The 12,612-nt window shown below is 63.3% G+C and carries 12 protein-coding genes; 4 read left to right on the forward strand and 8 right to left on the reverse strand.

Annotated features, from left to right (window positions below):
* Positions 1-629: 629 nt before the first annotated feature.
* Positions 630-1,193, reverse strand: a complete 564-nt coding sequence (locus GDH07_RS02770) for a helix-turn-helix domain-containing protein (RefSeq protein WP_022642296.1) — start codon at positions 1,191-1,193, stop codon at positions 630-632.
* Between the two features lie 227 nt (positions 1,194-1,420).
* Positions 1,421-2,140, reverse strand: a complete 720-nt coding sequence (locus GDH07_RS02775; RefSeq protein WP_022642297.1) for an SIMPL domain-containing protein — start codon at positions 2,138-2,140, stop codon at positions 1,421-1,423.
* 256 nt (positions 2,141-2,396) lie between these two features.
* On the opposite strand from GDH07_RS02775, the gene GDH07_RS02780 reads away from it, so the two are divergent.
* The 3 genes from GDH07_RS02780 to GDH07_RS02790 all read left to right on the forward strand — a co-directional run bounded on the left by GDH07_RS02780 (position 2,397) and on the right by GDH07_RS02790 (position 6,038).
* The gene (locus tag GDH07_RS02780; protein ID WP_022642298.1) at positions 2,397-3,659 is read left to right on the forward strand and encodes an ATP-binding protein; all 1,263 of its coding nucleotides are present in this window, start codon (positions 2,397-2,399) and stop codon (positions 3,657-3,659) included.
* Complete coding sequence (locus GDH07_RS02785; protein WP_053138573.1) at positions 3,652-4,212, forward strand: response regulator transcription factor; 561 nt, start codon at positions 3,652-3,654, stop codon at positions 4,210-4,212. Before GDH07_RS02780 ends, GDH07_RS02785 begins: the two co-directional genes overlap by 8 nt.
* Before the next feature lie 98 nt (positions 4,213-4,310).
* Complete coding sequence (locus GDH07_RS02790) at positions 4,311-6,038, forward strand: ABC transporter ATP-binding protein/permease (RefSeq protein ID WP_152896635.1); 1,728 nt, start codon at positions 4,311-4,313, stop codon at positions 6,036-6,038.
* A 66-nt stretch (positions 6,039-6,104) separates the two neighbouring features.
* Here GDH07_RS02790 and GDH07_RS02795 read toward each other — a convergent pair whose 3' ends face one another.
* Positions 6,105-6,296, reverse strand: a complete 192-nt coding sequence (locus GDH07_RS02795; protein ID WP_022642299.1) for a hypothetical protein — start codon at positions 6,294-6,296, stop codon at positions 6,105-6,107.
* Positions 6,297-6,309: 13 nt separating this feature from the next.
* Entirely contained in the window at positions 6,310-7,947 is a 1,638-nt protein-coding gene (locus GDH07_RS02800) for a phospholipase (RefSeq protein ID WP_152896636.1), read from the reverse strand.
* 250 nt (positions 7,948-8,197) lie between these two features.
* Here GDH07_RS02800 and GDH07_RS02805 point away from each other — a divergent pair, with 250 nt between their 5' ends.
* Positions 8,198-9,139 (forward strand): AEC family transporter, encoded by a 942-nt coding sequence (locus GDH07_RS02805; RefSeq protein ID WP_152896637.1) that lies wholly within the window; start codon positions 8,198-8,200, stop codon positions 9,137-9,139.
* 42 nt (positions 9,140-9,181) lie between these two features.
* Here GDH07_RS02805 and GDH07_RS02810 read toward each other — a convergent pair whose 3' ends face one another.
* From GDH07_RS02810 to gatB, 4 genes are all read right to left on the reverse strand, one after another.
* Positions 9,182-9,562 (reverse strand): carboxymuconolactone decarboxylase family protein, encoded by a 381-nt coding sequence (locus GDH07_RS02810; protein ID WP_022642302.1) that lies wholly within the window; start codon positions 9,560-9,562, stop codon positions 9,182-9,184.
* Positions 9,559-10,623: a calcium/sodium antiporter gene (locus GDH07_RS02815; RefSeq protein WP_152896638.1), complete on the reverse strand. Its 1,065-nt coding sequence runs from the start codon at positions 10,621-10,623 to the stop codon at positions 9,559-9,561. The genes GDH07_RS02810 and GDH07_RS02815 overlap by 4 nt, the downstream gene beginning before the upstream one ends.
* Positions 10,624-10,671: 48 nt before the next feature.
* Entirely contained in the window at positions 10,672-11,046 is a 375-nt protein-coding gene (locus tag GDH07_RS02820; protein WP_031320891.1) for a septal ring lytic transglycosylase RlpA family protein, read from the reverse strand.
* Between the two features lie 115 nt (positions 11,047-11,161).
* The gene (gene gatB / locus GDH07_RS02825; RefSeq protein WP_053134116.1) at positions 11,162-12,607 is read right to left on the reverse strand and encodes an Asp-tRNA(Asn)/Glu-tRNA(Gln) amidotransferase subunit GatB; all 1,446 of its coding nucleotides are present in this window, start codon (positions 12,605-12,607) and stop codon (positions 11,162-11,164) included.
* Between the last annotated feature and the right edge of the window lie 5 nt (positions 12,608-12,612).

Consider the following 12,612-nt stretch of genomic DNA (forward strand, 5'->3'; position numbering starts at 1 on the left):
CCCCATACCCAATGCAAGATGTGGGGCCGGCGCAGGTATCAAAGAGTGGAACGAACGTACAGGAATGACGCATTTGTATAAAACTTGACGCATTTGATCGTTTGCGTCGGTTCTTTATGGTGCATCTGCCGCCTTTTTTGTGGGCATGCATGGGCGATTGCGCCCCGTAATGGTGCATGCTCTGGGCGGGCGGCGAGCGATTTGCGCAGCGGATTTCCCGGCGCACGGGCGGTCCTGCAGGAGAACTGCAACGCCATGGCGGCCGGAAGGGAAGACGCGGGGTAATGGTTGCCAACGGCGTGGGGCAGCGGGGAGCCGAGGCTCAGACCGGCGGCTTGCCAAACCTGGAATGGGTGGAACTTACACATGCAAACCTCATTTTTTCTTTTTCTAGGGCTTACCTGAGGGTGGCCTTGTGGGCCGTGGCAACTCGCCTTGCCATGGGAAATGGATGAACCCATGGAGCCTTTGCGGCGATGGCGAGTGCCTGTCATGTGTTTGCGTGGTCACTCGCCGATGCCGAAATTAAGTCATGCTGAAATTGCGGTCAACGAAAATTAAGCATGACTAACTTTTCTCCTGCGCAAAGCCTCGTCCTTGAGGCTCGGCAGGCATGGCGGGAATGGGTTTCAGGAGGCGGGGAGGTCGTCGAACAGGCCCATGGTGGTGACGGTCAGGACTTCCGCCGGACCGTCGCCGACATTGGCCAGGAAGTGGGCCTTGGTAGCGTCGAAGTGCACCGAGTCGCCGGGGCCCAGGGGGTATTGCCGGCCTTCGATGGTGTACACGATCTGTCCAGAGAGAACGTAGGAAAACTCCGAGCCATCATGGGAGATGAGTTCCGATTGATATCCCACGGAGATGTTCATCTTCACCGCGTTGATCATGTTTCCGGGAAATGAACTGGACAGGCGTTCATAGGCCAGCGGCTGGCCCTCGATGGTATAGCGCACCCGTTCACCGTCGTGGGAGTCGGGCTGGGCCTGGATTGGCTGGTCGAACAGGGCGTTCAGTGGAACATTCAGGGACTTGGCGATGTTGACCAGGGATGAAATGGACACGCCGGTGAGATTGCGTTCTGCCTGGGAGAGGAAGCTGGCAGTCAGACCGGACTCGCTGGCAATCTGACGCAGGGTTTTCTTGGCGGCGCGGCGATAGCGGCGCAGGCGTTCGCCGATGCGATCTGCGGTCATTGAAGAGACTCTTATTGGAAAGCTGCAGTAAAAATACCCGGCGTGTATCTGACGGACGTCAGCAACGTATGACAGATACATGACGGGGCCGTCACTGTAACATCACCTTGCTGGTTGGATTCATACACAACGACGCGAGTTTTCCTAATTCGCCAGACGACAGGTAGAAACGCAAAACGGCGACCACGTTTGCACGGGGCCGCCGTTTTGCGTGGTTGATGCGTGGCTTATTGCATCAGCACTTCGATGGCGCCGTCGGCGGTCATGTTGACCTTGCTGGTTCCGGCTTCGACTTCCGGGGTGACGGAAGAGGAAGCGAAGTCCGCACCGGCGGCCTTCATCATCGGTGCGCGCAGGTAGGGCTGTGGATAGCCGTTGCTGTTGAGGTTCAGGTTGACGATCTTGTAGCCCTTGCCACCCAGGGCCTCGGTCGCCAGCTGGGCCCGGGCCTTGAATGCCTGGACCGCGTCCTTGAGCAGGGCATCCTCGCTGGCTTTGCGGGTCGCAGGGGCGATGGCGAAGTCCATGCCGTCCATCTTCAGGTCGGTCAAGAGTTCGCCGGTCAGCTTGGACAGGGCGGCGAAGTTGGAGCTTTCCAGGCGCAGTTCCGCGCGCTCGCGCCAGCCGGTGATCTTCTGGCCCTTGCTGTCGTAGATCGGGTAGCTGTTGCGGCTACCCTGGCTCAGGGTCACTTCCTTGACCTGGCGCGCCTGTTCCAGGGCCTTGTTCATGGTGGTGCTGATTTCTGCCGCCAGCTTGGCTGGATCGGAGTTCTGCGACTCGCTATAGAGGGTCACGATCATCAGGTCCCGGGCCACTTCCTGGCTGGCTTCGGCGCGCAGGGAAACCTGGTTGTAATGCAATTCATCGGCGGCCAGGGCAGGCAGGCTGGTGAGGGTGCCGGCGCCAAGGGCCAGAAGGGCGACGCTGCGAGTGAAAGGCTGCATGGGATCTCCTTGAGTGCAGTCCGCAAGCCGAAAGTTCGCGCCTGCGTGAGCGATATGACTCTAGCTTTTATTCCCAGTTGCACCCATTACAACTTTGATACACCTTGGCCTCCCTTATTCCGGGACTTGTGCTTGTAGCTCAAAGCTTGCCGCTTGCCGCTGCTTTTCCTGTGGCGCTTTGCCGCAGTTTGCCTGCGTTGGGGGCTGCTTGGTTATACTCCCGCCGATTGCCCTGGAGCGCTCATCAGGAGAGCTCATGCTCGCCCCCGTAAAATTGCTGTCTGCAACTCGCCAGAACCTCTGGCGCCTGACCTTCATCCGCACCCTGGTTCTGGCCGCTCAGGCCGGTTCGGTGGGGCTTGCCTACTGGCTCGACCTGCTGCCGCTGCCCTGGTTGCAACTGGGCATCACCCTGGTGTTCTCCATGGTGCTGTGTGCCTTCACCGCCATCCGTTTGCGCACCTCATGGCCGGTGACGGAGCTGGAATATGCCCTGCAACTGGCTTGCGATCTATTTATCCACAGCGTGCTGCTGTATTTCTCCGGCGGCTCCACCAATCCTTTCGTCTCCTATTACCTGGTGCCCCTGACCATCGCCGCGGTGACCCTGCCCTGGCGCTATTCGGTGGCACTCTCCGGGATTGCCCTGGCCCTCTATACCCTGTTGCTAGCGTGGTTCTATCCCTTGCAGACCCTGCCCATCGCCCGCGAGAACCTGCAGGTCTACGGCATGTGGCTGAGCTTTGCCCTGGCCGCGGCGGTGATCACCTTCTTTGCCGCACGGATGGCCGAGGAGCTGCGGCGCCAGGAAGAACTGCGGGCGATCCGCCGCGAGGAAGGGCTGCGCGACCAGCAGTTGCTGGCCGTGGCCACCCAGGCCGCCGGCGCCGCCCATGAGTTGGGTACGCCGCTGGCGACCATGAGCGTGTTGCTCAAGGAAATGCGCCAGGACCATCCCGATCCGTTGTTGCAGGATGACCTCAGCGTGCTCCAGGACCAGGTCAAGCTGTGCAAGGAAACCTTGCAGCAACTGGTACGTGCCGCCGAAGCCAATCGGCGGATGGCGGTAGAGATGCAGGATGTGACCCAGTGGCTCGACGAAGCCCTGAACCGTTGGCACCTGATGCGTCCTGAGGCCAGCTATCGTTTCCACCTGCTGGGCCAGGGCCCGATGCCACGCCTGGCACCGCCGCCGGACCTGACCCAGGCGCTGCTGAACTTGCTCAACAATGCCGCCGATGCCTGCCCCGAAGGCCTGGAGGTACGCCTGGACTGGAATGCGGAAGACCTGACCATCAGTATCCGCGACCACGGCGCCGGAGTACCCTTGGCCATCGCCGAGCAGATTGGCAAACCGTTTTTTACCACCAAGGGCAAAGGTTTCGGCCTGGGCCTGTTCTTGAGCAAGGCCAGCGTGACCCGCGCTGGTGGCTCAGTAAAACTCTACAGTCATGAGGAAGGCGGTACGCTCACCGAGCTGCGCCTGCCCCGTGCCGCCCGAGGAGACGACCATGAGTGAAGAGAACCAAGTCGAAGGCGAGGAACTGCCGCACCTGTTGCTGGTGGATGATGACGCTACCTTTACCCGCGTGATGGCGCGAGCCATGAGCCGTCGAGGCTTTCGCGTCAGCACCGCGGGTTCCGCCGAAGAGGGCCTGGCGCTGGCCCAGCAGGACCTGCCGGACTATGCCGCGCTGGACCTGAAGATGGACGGCGATTCCGGCCTGGTGCTGCTGCCCAAGCTGCTGGAACTGGACCCGGAGATGCGAGTGCTGATCCTCACCGGCTACTCGAGCATCGCCACCGCGGTGGAGGCGATCAAGCGCGGCGCCTGCAATTACCTGTGCAAGCCGGCGGACGCCGACGATGTACTGGCGGCGCTGCTGTCCGAGCATGCCGACCTCGACACCCTGGTGCCGGAAAACCCGATGTCGGTGGACCGCCTGCAGTGGGAGCACATCCAGCGGGTGCTGACCGAGCACGAAGGCAACATCTCCGCCACTGCCCGGGCCCTGGGCATGCACCGCCGTACCTTGCAGCGCAAGCTGCAGAAGCGCCCCGTCCGCCGCTGATCCGCGCCGGGCGCCGTGTCCTCCAGGACAGGTGAAAAAGCGAGCCGATCGACTATGATCGGCTCGATGCTTTCCCCCCTCTCAATCGAGCTCCAATGATGAATCAGAACGCTGAATACTCTGCGGTCAACGATGCCGTGCGCGGGCAATTCTTCCGTCGGGTGTGGGCCATGACCGTGCCCTACTGGCGCAGCGAGGAAAAGGGCAAGGCCTGGCTGCTGCTGATCGCGGTGATCGGCTTGTCGCTGTTCAGCGTAGCCATCTCGGTGTGGATCAACAGCTGGTACAAGGATTTCTACAACGCCTTGCAGAAGAAGGACGAAGCGGCATTCTGGCACCTGATCCTGTATTTCTGCGGCATTGCCGCGGTGGCGATCCTGGGCGCGGTGTACCGCCTGTACCTGACCCAGATGCTGACCATCCGCTGGCGGGCCTGGCTCACCGAGAAGCACTTCGCCCGTTGGCTGGACAACAAGAACTACTACCAGCTGGAGCAGGGCGGTTATACCGACAACCCCGACCAGCGGATTTCCGAGGACCTCAACAGCTTCACCACCAACACCCTGGCGCTGGGCCTGGGGCTGATCCGCAACCTGGTCAGCCTGGTGTCCTTTTCCATCATCCTCTGGGGCGTGTCCGGCAGCATCGAGGTGCTGGGCTATACCATTCCCGGCTACATGTTCTGGTGCGCCCTGGTGTACGCCCTGGTCGGCAGCTGGCTGACCCACCTGATCGGGCGCCGGTTGATCGGCCTGAACAACCAGCAGCAACGTTTCGAGGCCGACCTGCGTTTCTCCATGGTGCGGGTCCGGGAAAACGCCGAGAGCATTGCCCTGTATGACGGCGAGAAGAATGAGAACCAGCGCCTGAGCAGTCGTTTCGGCAAGGTCTGGCACAACTTCTGGGACATCATGAAGGTATCCAAGCGCCTGACCTTCTTCACGGCCGGTTATGGCCAGATCGCGATCATCTTCCCGTTCATCGTCGCGGCCCCACGTTACTTCGCCGGCAAGATCGAGCTGGGCGAGCTGATGCAGATCAACTCGGCCTTCGGCAACGTCCAGGAGAACTTCAGCTGGTTCATCACGGCCTATTCCGACCTCGCAGCCTGGCGCGCCACCTGCGACCGTCTGCTGAGTTTCCGCCAGGCCATGAGCGACAACGAGGAACGCCCCCCGGCCATCGACGTGCAAACCGAGGGCAAGCAGCTGCAAGTGCATGACCTGGGCCTGGACCTGGCCGATGGCCGGCACCTGCTGGCCGGTGCGCAGATGACCGTGAGCCCGGGCGAGCGGCTGATGCTCAGCGGTCGCTCCGGCAGTGGCAAGAGCACCCTGCTGCGGGCCATGGGACGCCTGTGGCCGGCGGGCCACGGCAATATCCGCTTGCCGGACCAGCGTGCGCTGTTCCTGCCGCAAAAACCCTACCTGCCCATTGGCAGCCTGCGTGAGGCCCTGAGTTATCCACAAGCGGGCGACAGCTATGCCCAGGAGCGCTACGAGCAAGTGCTGGATACTTGCCGTTTGGCGCATCTGGTACCGCGCCTGGATGAGCCCAATCACTGGCAGCGCATGCTTTCTCCGGGCGAACAGCAGCGCCTGGCCTTTGCCCGGGCGCTGTTGTATGCACCGCAGTGGCTGTACATGGACGAGGCCACCTCGGCCATGGATGAAGAAGACGAAGCAGCGTTGTACCAGGCGTTGATCGACCAGCTGCCGGGGTTGAGCATCGTCAGTGTCGGCCACCGCAGCAGCCTCAAGCGTTTCCATCCGCGGCATGTTCGCATCGACCAGGGCCAGCTGGTGGAGCAGCCCCTGAGCGCCTGATCACCGTCCGGATGTAAGAAGGCCCGCCCGGCAGTAGCTGCCGGGCGGGCCTTTTTTTCGCGGGTGTCAGCCGTTCTTGAGGATAGTGCGGTCGACTCGCACCGCCAGCTGGCCGCTGCCCGGCTTGGCGTTGAAGGCCACGTTGCCGCGTTCGTCGACGCTGGCCCGGGCGATGGGCGCGCCGTTGAGCAGCAGCTCCAGCGGAGCGCCCTTGAGGGATTGGCCGGAGGCCAGTTGCAGGTTCAGATTGATAGCCATGGTGATGTCCTTGTCAGGCGTTGCGGTCGATGAAGCGGGTGGCGTTCTTGTCGATGGAGCCGATCAGCTCCGGTGAGCCGCCACGGAACTGGCGGAACACATTGCGCCCGCTGGCGCCGCTGTTGCTGGTGCCGGCCGGGATCGCCAGGGTCGGCTGGAAGCTGTCGCCGAGCTCGACATAGGCCGACCAGGGGCCGATGTACGACTCGTTCAAGCCATTGGTTTCGCTGACGGCGTAGCGCACCGCGTGGCCTGGCAGCCAGTTCGGTTCGCTGGGGGTGTGGCTCTGCCAGCCATCGGCGACGATCGAAGGCATCGCACCGGGGGTTTCCAGGTAGCCCGCCGGCTTGTTGGGGCTGTAGTTCTTGAGCAGCAGGTAGGTGCTCCAGCCCCACCAGTTGTCGATGGTCTTGCTGTCGTTGAGGTTGTTGACGTCGCTGCGACGCAGCACCTGGTCGCCCTTGGTGACGAACAGTGGCGAGAAGTTGCCGCTCTTGGCGGCGTTCAGGTCCGGCGCCACTTTCAGCGCCGCATAGCTGGCCGGGGCCGGCAGGCTGCCGCTGAGGTAGCTGGCGAAGATCTCGTCGGCCGAGCGTTGGACCGCCAGTTTCACCAGCTGGCGATTGCGGTGGTCGACGCTGTCGAAATAGCGCTTGTCGCCGTAGGAGTGCCAGCGATCGCCCTGGGCGTTGCTGACATTGAGGCCGAACTTGCTGTCCTCGTCATGCATGAAACGGGTGATCAACGAACCCAGGTCGCTGGGAGTGACCACAGCCGCTACTTGCTTGCGCGGCACTCGTACATGGCCGGCGGAGAACAGGTCGGTGAGGAAGTGGTCGGCGAAGGCGCTCATCGCATAGGCCAGTTCCAGTTGCTTGTCATCCGCGGTCTTGCCTGCCTGCACCGCTTGTTGCAGGGCGGCGGTATGGCCGGCGGTGTAGGCCGCCAGGGCCCATTCGCCGAAATGGTCGGCGTTGTTGGCGGCCAGCTTCAGGTAGCGGCCCAGGGGGAACAGCGCGGATACCGCGCTGCCACCGCCGGTGATCTTGTTCCATTCCTCGGACAGGCTGTCGCCGAGGGCGTCATAGGCCTCGTGGGGTTGCTTGCCGTCACGGATGGCCTGGTTGGCGGCGGCGATTTCCTTCTGCATCACGGCCAGGATCTGCCGGGCCTCGTCCTTGGAAGCGGGGAGCACAGCCAGGGAGTTGAACGCGGCGATGAAGCGTTGCACCCGTTCGGCCGGGGTCGCGCCATCGCAGATCGGCTGGTCGGGAATACCGTAGAAGTCACCGCCCAGGGCGACGACCTGGCCGTAGGTCAGGGCCAGGCCGTTGGGCAGGTGCAGTTCGACTTGCCAGGCAGGAATGGCGGGGGCGTCCTTGGCGAAACGCAGCAGGGTGCTGTCGCCGATGGCGGTGTGTTCGCCGCCTTCGAAACGCAGCGATGGCTTGCCCGGCGCTACGGGCTTTGGCTCACGGGGCAGGTGTTCCGGGCGGTGGTACTTGATGGTGTGGTGGCCGTCGGCGACCAGTACCAGGTTGTCGCCATCGCCGTTGATGGCGATGCCTTGTTCGGTGAACAGGCGGTCCAGGTCGGCGATGATCTTGCCGGCATGTTGCGGTTGCTGCTTCTGTGCAGAGATTCCTGACATTTCTAGCTCCTTGATATGTCATGGGTTATTTGAATTTAACTGTATGTATATACAGTTGAAATCGAGAATAAACGAAAACCATTTCCCGTCAAGATGGCAAGCATTCGAAGCAGGATGTTTTTTCGCGTCGGCCGGAGTGATGGTTTGGCGAGGCCTCTGGCCCAAGGGTTGGCGGCTCGCTCCTCGAGCGGCCGCGGAATGATTGGATTACCATTGGCCGCCTTACGACAGGCTCAAGGTCCACCCGCCCATGCTGGCCATCTTTTTCGAAACGCTGACGATCACCGCGCCCGTCTTCGCCATGCTGTTGCTGGGTCTGTTGCTCAAGCGGGTGGGCTGGATCAACGACAACTTCATCCATACCGCCTCGGCCCTGGTGTTCAACGTCACCATGCCGGCGTTGCTGTTCCTGGGTATCGTCCACGCCGACCTGCGTTCGTCGCTCAAGCCCGGGGTGCTGGTGTATTTTTCCCTGGCCACCCTGGCGTGCTTCGCCCTGGCCTGGCTCTGGGCGATCTGGCGTTGTCCGCGGGAGGATCGCGGCATCTATACCCAGGGCGCGTTTCGCGGCAACAACGCGATCATCGGCCTGGCCCTGGCGGCCAGCATGTATGGCAGCTACGGCATTTCCCTGGGGGCGGTGCTGGCGGCGCTGGTGATCCTTTTCTACAACACCCTGTCGACCATCGTCCTGGCGGTCTACAGCCCGGTGATCAAGTCCGACCCCTGGAGCATCTTCAAGAACGTGATCAGCAATCCGCTGATCGTCAGCGTGCTGGTGGCCGGGTCATTCGCCTACTGGCAGATCGGCCTGCCTGGCTGGTTGCAGACCTCGGGCCAGTACCTGGCGCAGATGACCCTGCCGCTGGCGCTGATCTGCATCGGCGGCACCCTGTCCATGGCGGCCTTGCGCAACAGCGGGCGGATGGCTATCAGTTCCAGCTTGATGAAGATGATCAGCCTGCCGGCGCTGGCGACTTTCGGCGCCTGGCTTTGCGGCTTTCGCGGGGCCGAACTGGGAATCCTGTTCCTGTACTTCGGCAGCCCCACCGCGGCGGCAAGCTTCGTCATGGCCCGGGCGGCCAACGGCAATCATGAACTGGCAGCGGCAATCATCGTCATCACCACGGTGATGGCGGCAGTGACCACCAATATCGGGATCTTCCTGCTGCAGTGGGGAGGCTGGATCTAGGGGGGGGCACGCCGGCGCGCAGGGGCGACCGGCGACGAGATATCACTGGTCTTGCTGGTAGGCGTCTATCACTTCCTGGGCGGCGCGAAAGGCATCGACGGCCGCCGGCACCCCGGCATACACCGCGCAGTGCAGCAGCGCTTCGCGAATCTCTTCGACAGTGCAGCCGTTGTTCAGCGCGCCGCGTACGTGGCCCTTGAGTTCCTGCGGGCACTTGAGGGCGGTCAGGGCCGCCAGGGTGATCAGGCTGCGGGTCTTGAGCGGCAGGCCTTCGCGGTTCCACACGCCTCCCCAGGCATGTTCGTTGACGAAGTCCTGCAAGGGTTGGCTGAACTCGGTGGCGTTGCCCAGGGCTCGGTCGACGAAGGCATCGCCCATCACCTGGCGACGCATCTGCAGACCGCTTTTATTGTTCTCGCTCATGGCGTTTCCCTCTTGTGTTGGCGGCGCCAGGCCCGTAGCGAACTGAACAGCAGGAACGCCACCAGCGCCGGCAGGATGAAAAACAGCATCAGGCGCTCCAGCTTGCCCGCCAGGGGCATGCCGGTCGTGAAGGACATCACGTGCAGCCCGTAGGCCAGGTACAGGCCGAGCAGCAGCAGGCCCTCGGCCCGAGTCACACGGTAGCCGGAATAGAACACCGGCAGGCACAGGGTCGCGACACCGAGCAGCACCGGCAGGTCGAAGTCCAGGGCATTGGGCGAGACCGACAGCGGCGTGGGCGCCACCAGGGCGGTGAACCCCAGGACCCCCAGCAGGTTGAACAGATTGCCGCCGATCACGTTGCCCACGGCGATATCGCGCTGGCCGCGCAGGGCGGCCAGCAGCGAGGTGGCCAGCTGGGGCAGCGAGGCGCTGACGGCGATCACCGTCAGGCCCATGACCCGCTCCGACAGGCCCAGGTCGTCGGCCACGGTGATCGCGGCGCCCAGCAACAAGTGCCCGGCGAATACCAGCAGGCCCAGGCCAAGGAGGATCAGCAGCAGGCTACTGAGCCAGGGCGCCGGGTGCTTGCGCGCGGGTGGCGCGGGGGAGTGCAGGCGCGTGGCGTGGCGTGACTGGCGCGACAGCAGGGCCAGGTACAGCACCAGCGCCGCCAGCAGGATCGCGCCGTCGAGCGGGCCCAGGTGCTCGTTGTAGGCCAGGGCGAATACCAGCAGGCTGGCGCCGATCATCAACGGGATGTCCAGGCGCACCAGTTGCCGGGAAACCCGTAGCGGAATGATCAGCGCCGAGAGGCCCAGGGTCACCAGGATGTTGAAGATGCTGCTGCCGATCACGCTACCCACGGCGATATCGGTGCTGCCGCCCAGCGTCGCTTGCAGGCTGATGGCCAGCTGCGGGGCACTGCTGCCGAAGGCGACGATGGTCAGGCCGATGATCAGCGGCCGCACATGCAGGCGGACCACCAGGCGCACGGCCGCGCGGACCAGCAGCTCGGCACCGGCGACCAGCATCAGCAGGCCGCTGATGAGCTGGATCAGGCTGAGCAGGGGCAGTTCGGCGAAGGCGGTAATGATGAACTCCGGGAATCAGTCGCTGAGGGCTTGGACACGTACTTTCGCGGTTCCGCTGCGCAGCATGTCCAACTGCTGGGCGGCACCGCGGGATAGGTCGATCAGGCGGCCACGGGTGTGCGGGCCTCGATCGGTGATACGGACCACGACGCGCTTGTCGTTGGCCAGGTTGGTGACTTGCACCCGGGTGCCGAAGGGCAGTTGGCGATGGGCGGCGGTAAGGCCGTTCTGGTCGAAGGCTTCGCCGCTGGCAGTGCGCTTGCCGTGATGCCGGGCACCATAGTAGGAGGCGGTTCCGGTCTCGTCATAACCCCGGGGGTCGACCAGTTGGCTACTGGCGCAGCCGCTGAGCAGTGCCAGCAGGGCGCAGGCGCCGAGCCAGGATTGCAGGGGCGAACGCATGGGGAAAAGGGGAGCGGGCATCGATGGGGAAGGAGGGCTTGCCAGCGAGAACGGCGGTACGCGGACCACGTTTCGACTGGCAAGCCACGGCTTCATGTCCCGGTCAGCCTTCGAGCTTGCTTTTCAGCAACTCGTTGACCTGTTGCGGGTTGGCCTTGCCCTTGGAGGCCTTCATCGCCTGGCCGACGAAGAAGCCGAACATCTTGCCGCGCTTGGCTTCGTCAGCGGCGCGATATTGTTCGACCTGCTCGGCGTTGGCCGCGAGCATTTCGTCCAGTACCGCCGAGATCGCGCCGGTGTCGGTGACCTGCTTGAGGCCGCGCTTGTCGATGATCTCGTCGGCGTTGCCTTCGCCGTTGGCCATGGCTTCGAACACGGTCTTGGCGATCTTGCCGGAGATGGTGTTGTCCTTGATGCGCAGGAGCATGCCGCCCAGTTGCTCGGCCGATACCGGGGCTTGGTCGATCTCCAGGCCCTGCTTGTTCAGCAGGCTGCCCAGCTCGACCATGACCCAGTTGGCCGCCAGCTTGGCGTCGCCGGCGATGTTGGCGACCTTCTCGAAGTAGTCCGCCTGCTCACGGCTGGAGGCCAGCACGCTGGCATCGTAGACCGACAGGCCGAACTGTTCCTGGAAGCGCTCGCGTTTCTGCGGTGGCAGCTCCGGCAGGGTCGCGCGCACCTGGGCGAGGAAGGCGTCCTCGATGACCACCGGCAGCAGGTCCGGATCGGGGAAGTAACGATAGTCGTTGGCTTCTTCCTTGCTGCGCATCGGACGGGTCTCGTCCTTGTTCGGATCGTACAGGCGAGTCTGCTGGATCACCTTGCCGCCGTCCTCGATCAGGTCGATCTGGCGCTGGATCTCGGAGTTGATCGCCTTCTCGATAAAGCGGAACGAGTTGACGTTCTTGATCTCGCAGCGGGTGCCGAACTCGGCCTGGCCCTTGGGCCGGATCGAGACGTTGCAGTCGCAGCGCAGGGAACCTTCGGCCATGTTGCCGTCGCAGATCCCCAGGTAGCGCACCAGGGCGTGGATCGACTTGACGTAGGCCACGGCTTCCTTGGCGCTGCGCAGGTCAGGCTCGGAAACGATTTCCAGCAGCGGCGTGCCGGCGCGGTTCAGGTCGATGCCGGTGGCGCCGTTGAACTCTTCGTGCAGGCTCTTGCCGGCATCTTCCTCCAGATGCGCACGGGTGATGCCGATGCGCTTGACGGTGCCGTCTTCCAGGGGGATGTCCAGGTGACCCTTGCCGACAATCGGCAGGTCCATCTGGCTGATCTGGTAGCCCTTGGGCAGGTCCGGGTAGAAGTAGTTCTTGCGGGCGAACACGTTGTGCTGGCCGATCTGGGCGTCTACCGCCAGGCCGAACATCACCGCCATGCGCACCGCTTCCTGGTTCAGCACCGGCAGCACGCCGGGCATGCCCAGGTCCACCAGGCTGGCCTGGGTGTTGGGCTCGGCGCCGAAGGCAGTGGAGCTACCGGAGAAAATCTTCGATTGAGTGGTGAGCTGGGTATGGATCTCCAGCCCGATCACGACTTCCCATTGCATGTGTG

Origin of the sequence: Pseudomonas piscis, from assembly GCF_009380155.1 — a bacterium.
GTDB classification, from domain to species: Bacteria; Pseudomonadota; Gammaproteobacteria; order Pseudomonadales; family Pseudomonadaceae; genus Aquipseudomonas; species Aquipseudomonas piscis.

Bases quoted from the DNA above. Each gene is read 5' to 3' on its own strand.
- GDH07_RS02770 (WP_022642296.1), bottom strand. From the start codon at position 1,193: ATGACCGCAGATCGCATCGGCGAACGCCTGCGCCGCTATCGCCGCGCC.
- GDH07_RS02775 (WP_022642297.1), bottom strand. From the start codon at position 2,140: ATGCAGCCTTTCACTCGCAGCGTCGCCCTTCTGGCCCTTGGCGCCGGC.
- GDH07_RS02780 (WP_022642298.1), top strand. From the start codon at position 2,397: ATGCTCGCCCCCGTAAAATTGCTGTCTGCAACTCGCCAGAACCTCTGG.
- GDH07_RS02785 (WP_053138573.1), top strand. From the start codon at position 3,652: ATGAGTGAAGAGAACCAAGTCGAAGGCGAGGAACTGCCGCACCTGTTG.
- GDH07_RS02790 (WP_152896635.1), top strand. From the start codon at position 4,311: ATGAATCAGAACGCTGAATACTCTGCGGTCAACGATGCCGTGCGCGGG.
- GDH07_RS02795 (WP_022642299.1), bottom strand. From the start codon at position 6,296: ATGGCTATCAATCTGAACCTGCAACTGGCCTCCGGCCAATCCCTCAAG.
- GDH07_RS02800 (WP_152896636.1), bottom strand. From the start codon at position 7,947: ATGTCAGGAATCTCTGCACAGAAGCAGCAACCGCAACATGCCGGCAAG.
- GDH07_RS02805 (WP_152896637.1), top strand. From the start codon at position 8,198: ATGCTGGCCATCTTTTTCGAAACGCTGACGATCACCGCGCCCGTCTTC.
- GDH07_RS02810 (WP_022642302.1), bottom strand. From the start codon at position 9,562: ATGAGCGAGAACAATAAAAGCGGTCTGCAGATGCGTCGCCAGGTGATG.
- gatB (WP_053134116.1), bottom strand. From the start codon at position 12,607: ATGCAATGGGAAGTCGTGATCGGGCTGGAGATCCATACCCAGCTCACC.